A 6,312-nucleotide genomic window follows, 5' to 3' on the forward strand; every position below is an offset into this window, starting at 1 on the left:
GTCCTCGGTGGCCGAGGCTGCGGCCGCCACCGCAGCCGCTTGTGCGCCCGGCTTTTGCCGGTCAACAAGGTAATAGTCGAGTACGCGGCGCGCAATCGGACCGGCCACTTCCGCACCCCAACCGCCGTTTTCGACGATCAGTGCCAGCGCGATCTTCGGGTTGTCAGCCGGAGCGAAGGCGATAAAGAGCGCGTGGTCACGCAGACGCTCCGGGATCGCATGGCCTTTGTAGTTGGCGCCCTGCAGCGAATAGACCTGCGCGGTACCCGTCTTGCCCGCGGCCTGATACGGCGCGCCGATAAAGACCTTGGAAGCGGTGCCGCTGTTGACGACGCCGACCATCGCCCGCTTGACGATGTCGATGTCCGCCTGCGGCACATCAAGGCGGCCGTCGGCCTTCGGCACGGTCAGGCGCGTATCCTTCGTGATCGGGTTTTCGATTTCCTTTGCGAGGTGAGGCTTCATCACCACACCGTTGTTGGCGAGCGTCGCGACCGCGTGGGCGAGCTGCAGAATCGTGAACGAGTTGTAGCCCTGGCCGATGCCCAGGCTGATCGTCTCGCCCTCATACCAACGCTGCTGTTCGGGCTTGCGGTAGGCTTTGCGCTTCCATTCGGTGGACGGCAGAATGCCCTTCGCCTCGCCGGAAATATCAATGCCGGTGATCTGGCCGAAGCCCCACGGCTTCATAAAGTTGGCGATCGCGTTGACGCCCAGGTCATGCGCAAGCATGAAGAAGTAGGTGTCGTTCGACACCACAATGGCGCGGTTCAGGTCGATCCAGCCTTGCCCCCCGCGCACGTCGTTGCGGAATGTATGGCCGCCGAATGTGTAGAAGCCCGGGTCCTGAAAGCCCCAGCTCGGCGTGCGCTTGTGCAGGGTCAACGCGGCGAGCGCCATGAACGGCTTGTAGGTGGAACCCGGCGGATAGGTGCCGTGTAGCGGCCGGTTCAGCAGCGGGTGATCCGGCGAGTTGTTGAGGTCGTCCCAGGTCTGCTGGTCGATGCCATCCACGAACGAGTTCGGGTCGAAGCTCGGCGCCGAGACGAACGCCAGCACGTCGCCGGTTGCCGGTTCGATCGCCACCAGTGCGCCACGTTTGCCCGCGAACGCCTGCTCGGCGACTTGCTGCAAGCCGATATCGAGCGACAGCACGATGTTGTTACCCGGTGTCGCCTGGGTGCGCGACAACGTGCGCACCGGGCGTCCGCCCGCGGTGACTTCGACTTCCTCGAAACCCGTCTGGCCGTGCAGTTCGGTCTCGTAACTCTGCTCGATACCAATCTTGCCGATGTAGTCGGTGCCCTTGTAGTTGTTCGCGTCGAGGCGTGGATCGTAGTGATCCGGATCGCTATCGTTCTGATCGCTGACCTCGTCGATCTTGTCCTGATCGTGCTGCGAAATGCGACCGATATAGCCGATCACGTGTGCCGCGGTCGGCCCCAGCGGGTACTGACGGAACAGGCGCGCACGCACTTCGACGCCGGGGAAGCGGAAGCGCTGCGCGGTAAAGCGGGCGACTTCGTCATCAGTGAGGCGGGTGCGGATTGGCAGACTTTCGAAGTTCTTCGAATCTTCTTGCAGCTTCTTGAAGCGACGCCGGTCGCGAGCATCAATGGTGATGACGGTCGCGAGGTTGTCGATCACGTTGTCGAGCGTGTCGTTGAGCTTGGAGGGCGTGATTTCGAGCGTATAGGCGGAGTAGTTTTTCGCCAGCACAACGCCGTTACGGTCCGTGATGACGCCGCGGTTCGGCACGATCGGCGCCACCGAGATGCGGTTTTCGTCGGCTTGCAGCGAGTACTTGCTGTAGTGCCAGACCTGCAGGAACAGGAAACGGAAAACGATCAGCCCGAAGCAGACGAACACGAACAGCCCCGCCGCCGCGACGCGCAGGCGGAACTTGGAAAGCTGTTGTTGGGTGTCCTTGAATTCGGCAGCCATGCGTTTGATCAAAAGGCCGCGAGGCGGCCGTAATGGAAGGATGCCTCACCGGCCGCTTTGGCTGGAAGGCGAGAGCCGTGCGGGTCGAGCCGGTCGGGAGAACATCTGCACAGCGTATTCAGCATGTTCAAGGATAGGCTCGGCGCGCGCACCGCGCTAAATGGGGCGAGTGTCGTCCGGATCAGCCGGACGGCGCTGCGGCATCAACAGCAGCACACTCGCGATGGGCCAGAGCGCTGCTTCGACGAAGCCGTCGATAAGGTAGCCCCAGCCGGGAAAGGCCGCGCCCATCAACAGACGGATCACGAACGGCACCAGTTGTGCGATGACGAAAAGCGGCATCACCGCGAAGGTTTGCACACCGATCGACATCCACAATACACGCCTGTGAATCGTGATGGCTCCATACGACAGTAGCGTATACGCAAGCGCATGCTCACCGAGCAGGCTGGCGTTGTGCACGTCCATCAGAATACCGAGCATGAACGCGATGCCCATGCCGACCTTGCGCGGCTGATGCACGTTCCAGAACAGCAGCACCAGCGCGACGAAGTCAGGTACGCCGATCAGGCGTCCCCACGGCATCAGGTTCAGCAGGAAGGCAGCGGCCAGGCTGAAAGAGATGAAGTACGGGTTGACCGGCTGCAGGATGTATTGCGGGCGGTTCAAGGCGTGCTCCCCTGCGCGGCGGGCTGCTTCGCGCTGTTCTCTGGGACCGCGCGAGTCGTGGCCGGCCGCTTCTCGGCGGGCGCCTTCTTCTCGGCAGGCGCTTTTTTCTCGGCAGCCGGACGTCCGGCGACGGGTTTGGCTACTGCGGCGGATGCGGGGGCGGCGCTCTTTGCGCCCTTGCTCTTGTCTGCGGCGCCTTTGTCAGCCGCGCCATTGTCTGTGGACTTCGCGGGCGTCTTCTCCCCAGCCGTCTTGTCCGCAGGTTTCGCGCCTTTTTTCGCCTTGGCGTCTTTCGCGGCGCTAGCGGCGTCGGGTTCGTCAGCAGGACGCGGCGGCACCGTGTTCAGATAGTGCAGCACCAGCAGTTGACGCGCACCACGCACCGGCGCGACCGGCAGACAGATCACGCGAGCGAAGGCCGTATCCGCCTGCTTGTCGACCCGCACCACCTTCGCGACCGGCAGGCCCGGCGGATAGATGCCGTCGAGCCCGCTCGTTACGAGTTCGTCGCCAGCCAGCACATCCGCGCTGATCGGCACGAAACGCAGATCGAGCGAGTCGCCCTTCGCAGTGCCATAGATCACGCTGCGCAGACCCGTACGCACGATTTGCACAGGGACAGCCTGATCCTTGTCGGTGAGCAGCGTCACCTCTGCCTGCATCGGGAACACGCGTGTCACCTGGCCGATCACGCCATCTTCATTGACGACCGGCGAGCCGTTTTGAATTCCTTGCTGCGCGCCACGGCCAATCACCACCTTCTGCGTGAACGGGTCGCGCGTGTCGTACTGGATCTCGGCGGGGATCGACTGGGTGGTCATACGCTGTGACAGCTGCAGCAACGAGCGCAGATGGCCATTCTCGGCGTTCAGTTCGGCTGCCGAATTGGCTTGTAAGGAGAGCTGCAGATTCTTCTTGCGCAGCGTGTCATTTTCCCCACGCAAGGTGGCGCTGGTCACGGCCAGATCGGCTGCGCCCATGAAGATGTCACGCGGCACCAGCGCGGCGCGCTGCAGCGGGTAAAGACCCGCACCGAGCACACCACGGAGGATCTCCAGCGTGTTGAAGCGCGCGTCGGAGATCAACAAGGCGAGCGCAAGCAGCACGAAGAAAATCAGCCGTGCTAGCGCGGAAGGGCCTTGCTTGAACAGAGGCGGCGGACTGTATTCCATGGTCGGCGCCGGGGGCGTGAGCGGTTGGGTAAGACTTAGACGCGAATACGCGCGGTCAGTGCGCGGCGGCTGGGTAGCCCAGCCCAAGGCAGGCCGGCCCCAAGATGGCTAGCCGTCCGATCCGCGCTGCTGACATGGAGATGAGCTCTCGCTTACTCGTACGAGAAGATGCTGCCGAGCTTGTCCATGCGCTCGAGGGCCATGCCCGAGCCGCGCACGACGCAAGTCAGCGGGTCTTCGGCGACGAGCACCGGCAGGCCGGTCTCTTCGGCGAGCAGACGGTCCAGGTCGCGCAGCAGAGCGCCGCCGCCCGTCAACATCATGCCGCGCTCGGCGATGTCCGCGCCGAGTTCCGGCGGCGTCTGTTCGAGCGCGATCTTCACCGACGACACGATCTGGTTCAGCGGATCGGTGAGGGCTTCGAGAATTTCGTTGCTGGAGATGGTGAAGCTGCGCGGAATGCCTTCCGACAGGTTACGGCCCTTCACTTCCATTTCCTTGACTTCGGAGCCAGGGAACGCGGAGCCGATTTCCTTCTTGATGGCTTCGGCGGTTTGCTCGCCGATCAGCATGCCGTAGTTGCGGCGGATGTAGTTGACGATAGCTTCGTCGAACTTGTCACCGCCGACGCGCACCGAACCCTTGTAGACGATGCCGCCCAGCGAGATCACACCGACTTCCGTCGTGCCGCCGCCGATGTCGACAACCATCGAGCCCGTCGCTTCCGAGACCGGCAGGCCGGCACCGATTGCCGCAGCCATCGGCTCTTCAATGAGATAAACCTGCGATGCGCCTGCACCGTGGGCCGCTTCCTTGATGGCGCGGCGTTCCACCTGGGTGGAACCGCACGGCACGCAGATGATGATGCGCGGCGACGGCGAGAACATGCGTGATTCGTGTGCCGTCTTGATGAACTGCTTGATCATCTGTTCGGTGACGGTAAAGTCGGCGATCACGCCGTCTTTCATCGGGCGGATCGCCTCGATGTTGCCCGGCACCTTGCCAAGCATCTGCTTGGCTTCCTTGCCGACTGCCTGGATGGTTTTCTTGCCGTTGGGACCGCCTTCCTGGCGGATTGAGACCACCGACGGTTCGTCGAGAACGATACCCTTGCCACGCATGTAGATGAGCGTGTTGGCAGTGCCAAGGTCAATCGCCAGATCGTTAGAGAAGTAGCTGCGCAAAAAACCGAACATTCAAAATCCTGTCTCGCTGGGGGCCGGGCCTCGCAAATAATGCGTAGGGCGGCAGCGGAAAAAATAACAGCTTCAACCGGGCGGATGCGGCGCCACAACGGCTTGAAGCTGCAAGGGAATCTACCGGAGGCCGGAACAAGGCCGGCATCTATTTCTCGATCATTTGTGGGAATGACCAAGAAAGGCCTTGGTAAGTCGGTCCGGGTTTGGGTCGAACGCGTAATGATACCTTATAATTTTGCTTGATTTAAAGGAAACGGTTGGCACTTTTTGCCACCGCTGGCCCCTTTTTCGAGGCTTCCCTCCAGTGTTGTAACCTGCTGTCACAGCATTGTTTTTCAGCTTTGTGACAGCCCGCCTCATTTTCCGGTGACTGCATGGCTCTGACCCTGACCGATGTTAAACGCATCGCGCATCTTGCGCGGCTCGAACTGGCCGACGCTGAAGCTGAACACACGCTTGCCCAGCTCAATGATTTTTTTGGCCTTGTCGAGCAGATGCAGGCCGTCGACACCACAGGCATCGCACCGCTCGCCCATCCCATCGAACAGATCGAAGATGTGGCACTGCGTCTGCGTCAGGACGCCGTGACGGAAGTGGTGCAGCGCGACGAATTCCAGCGTCCCGCGCCCGCCGTGCAAGACGGGCTGTACCTCGTGCCGAAGGTCATTGAATAAACAACCGGGTCCGGCGCGCAGCGCCTCGCACCTCTCGTGCGGGCTGCGTGTTTCGCCCACCAGCCGTTCCGGCGGTCCTTGACGGATCCCATCAGTCCGGCTTCACAGTGGGCGGGCCGAACGCCTCTCCGGCAGTGCTTGTGGCGCTGCCGCGCTCTTCAGGAAGAACGCAATGCATGAAAAAAGCTTGACCGAACTGCGTGCCGCGCTCGCTGCGAAGGAATGCTCCGCAGTCGAACTGGCGCAGCTTTATCTAAAACGCATCGAAGGCGCCAAGAGCCTGAACGCCTTCGTGCACGTGGACGAAGAGCTGACGCTGGCGCAGGCGAAGGCGGCCGACGCGCTGCTCCATACCGGCCACGCTGGTCCGCTGGTCGGCGTGCCGATCGCGCACAAAGACGTGTTCGTGACGCGCGGCTGGCGCGCCACCGCCGGTTCGAAGATGCTCGCCAACTATACGAGCCCGTTCGATGCGACGGTGGTCGAGCGTTTGAATCGCGCCGGCATGGTGTGCGTCGGCAAGACCAATATGGACGAGTTCGCGATGGGCTCGTCCAACGAGAATTCGTACTTTGGTCCGGTGCAGAACCCGTGGGACATCAAGGCGGTGCCGGGTGGCTCGTCGGGTGGGTCGGCGGCGGCGGTGGCCGCGCG

General features: G+C 62.4%; 6 protein-coding genes. 2 read left to right on the top strand and 4 right to left on the bottom strand.

Annotation, left to right across the window (positions count from 1 at the left end; translation table 11 throughout):
* The 4 genes from mrdA to WCA85_RS18015 form a co-directional block, all read right to left on the bottom strand.
* On the bottom strand, positions 1-1,944 hold a 1,944-nt coding region (gene mrdA, locus WCA85_RS18000), incomplete at its 3' end, for a penicillin-binding protein 2 (protein ID WP_424066141.1).
* Between the two features lie 156 nt (positions 1,945-2,100).
* On the bottom strand, positions 2,101-2,613 hold the full coding sequence (gene mreD / locus WCA85_RS18005; protein WP_424066143.1) for a rod shape-determining protein MreD: 513 nt from the start codon (positions 2,611-2,613) through the stop codon (positions 2,101-2,103).
* Positions 2,610-3,785 (bottom strand): rod shape-determining protein MreC, encoded by a 1,176-nt coding sequence (mreC, locus tag WCA85_RS18010; RefSeq protein ID WP_424066145.1) that lies wholly within the window; start codon positions 3,783-3,785, stop codon positions 2,610-2,612. The genes mreD and mreC overlap by 4 nt, the downstream gene beginning before the upstream one ends.
* A 152-nt stretch (positions 3,786-3,937) precedes the next feature.
* A complete protein-coding gene (locus WCA85_RS18015) occupies positions 3,938-4,981 on the bottom strand; it encodes a rod shape-determining protein (protein ID WP_004189550.1) in 1,044 nt (347 codons plus the stop codon).
* A 377-nt stretch (positions 4,982-5,358) separates the two neighbouring features.
* Here WCA85_RS18015 and gatC point away from each other — a divergent pair, with 377 nt between their 5' ends.
* Together gatC and WCA85_RS18025 are read left to right on the top strand one after the other, a co-directional pair.
* Positions 5,359-5,658 carry an Asp-tRNA(Asn)/Glu-tRNA(Gln) amidotransferase subunit GatC gene (gene gatC / locus WCA85_RS18020; RefSeq protein ID WP_424066214.1) on the top strand — a complete coding sequence of 100 codons (300 nt, stop codon included), beginning with the start codon at positions 5,359-5,361 and terminating at the stop codon, positions 5,656-5,658.
* Positions 5,659-5,830: 172 nt separating this feature from the next.
* On the top strand, positions 5,831-6,312 hold a 482-nt coding region (locus tag WCA85_RS18025; RefSeq protein ID WP_424066215.1), incomplete at its 3' end, for an amidase.

Origin of the sequence: Paraburkholderia sp., from assembly GCF_049581445.1 — a bacterium.
In the GTDB taxonomy this organism is placed as follows: Bacteria; Pseudomonadota; Gammaproteobacteria; order Burkholderiales; family Burkholderiaceae; genus Paraburkholderia.